Source organism: Rhizobium sp. NFR03 (assembly GCF_900111275.1).
Taxonomy (GTDB): Bacteria; Pseudomonadota; Alphaproteobacteria; order Rhizobiales; family Rhizobiaceae; genus Ferranicluibacter.
In genome coordinates, this window is the sequence record NZ_FOGR01000032.1 from 1 (window position 1) to 1,729 (window position 1,729).

Annotated in this window: 1 protein-coding gene; it reads left to right on the forward strand. The window is 58.1% G+C overall.

What is annotated here, in order from left to right:
* Nucleotides 1–142: 142 nt before the first annotated feature.
* Entirely contained in the window at nucleotides 143–1,570 is a 1,428-nt protein-coding gene (locus BSG19_RS25600; protein WP_092990804.1) for an ISNCY family transposase, read from the forward strand.
* Nucleotides 1,571–1,729: the final 159 nt, after the last annotated feature.

Genomic DNA, 1,729 nt, shown 5'->3' on the forward strand with positions numbered 1-1,729 from the left:
TGTAGCGGCTATTTAGTAATGCGACAGTCGGGCCAGTTAGAGATGCGACAGCCTCGCCTCTTGATGCACTGGTCAAAGCCAACGTCGGGAGCAAGGATGACGACTTCGAGCTTGGTCGAGACCATGAGCGGTTGGAGTCGTCATGTCCTGTTTGATCACCATGTCGCAGAAAGAATTGCATCGCCTCGAAGTCATTCAGAAGATCCGTGACGACCGCCTGAGCGTCGTCCAGGCTGCCGAGCAGCTTGATCTCAGTCGAAGTCAGGTCCATCGGCTTTTGCAGGCCTATGACCTTTATGGTGCAGCTGGTCTTGTTTCAAAGAAGCGATCTCGGCCGAGTAATCGGCGACATAGCGAGGAGTTCCGCAATGCGGCGCTGGATCTGATCCGCGAGCGCTATATGGATTTCGGTCCCACACTGGCGCGCGAGAAGTTGATCGAGTTGCACCGGATCTCGGTCGCCAAGGAGACGCTGCGGCAATGGATGACCGAGGCTGGGATCTGGGTCTCGCGCCGGGAACGCAAGAAGCGAGTTTTCCAGCCACGCGGCCGACGCGACTGTTTTGGCGAACTGGTGCAGATCGATGGTTCGCATCACTGGTGGTTCGAGAACAGAGGCCCCAAATGCGCCCTGCTCGTCTATATCGACGATGCTACCGGCAAGCTGCTCCATCTCCGCTTTGCCGGATCGGAGAACACCTTCGACTATCTGCATGCAACAAAGGCCTATCTGCAGCAATGGGGCAAGCCGCTGGCTTTCTACAGCGACAAGCACGGCGTTTTCCGCTCGCTGCATGCATCGAAGAAGGACCGTACCAGCGGACTGACGCAGTTCGGCCGTGCGCTTTATGAGCTGAACATCGACATCATCTGTGCCAACACCCCGCAGGCCAAGGGCCGTGTGGAACGTGCCAATCAGACATTACAGGATCGGCTGGTCAAGGAGATGCGGCTTCGCGGCATCGATACAATTGAAGCTGCCAATGCCTATGCGCCTGAGTTCATTGCGGATTTCAACACGCGTTTCGGCAAGCAACCACGCAATCCGAAGGACATGCACCGACCTTTGGCCACGCATGAGAACCTCGATGGCGCCATGTGCCGCAAGGAAGTCCGCACCCTGTCGCAATCCCTGACGCTGCGCTACGACAAGGTGCTGTTCATTCTCGATCCGACCGAGATTGCCAAGCCATTGGCAGGGCAGAAGGTGATTGTCTGCGATTATCCGGACGGTCGGCTCGAGATCATGCACGAGAGCTTTGCCCTGCCCTACAGGACCTTCGATACGTTACGCTCGGTGCATCGTTCGGAGGTCGTCGACAACAAGCGGCTGGACGATATGCTGTCTGTTGTCGCCGAGTTGCAGGCTGGCAGAGAACAGCAACGCAGCAAGAGTGGCCCCCGACGCACCGGACAGAAGGATCATATGTTTGGCATTCGAGACGGCAGCACAGCCAACGGCTACCAGAAGCGTGGCCGCAAGCCGGGGCGAAGGACGGATTTCATGAACGATCCGGACGTCATCGCCAAAAGGCAGAAGGCCTTAGCGCGGATGGAGGCGGCAGAATGACTGGGCCAGCCTCAAAGCTGAAGCCGAACAGGCGCCAACAATCCGCCCCCGCTCCTCCCTTGCAACCCGGACCAGCCGGTCGGATCGGGGGCTGACCACCAGAGCCAGTGTCGCGTTTCTAAATGGCTACCGACGTCGCACCCCTAATCAGCTTTGACA

Excerpts from the sequence above, each read along its gene's own strand:
- BSG19_RS25600 (WP_092990804.1), top strand. The coding sequence starts at position 143 with ATGTCCTGTTTGATCACCATGTCGCAGAAAGAATTGCATCGCCTCGAA.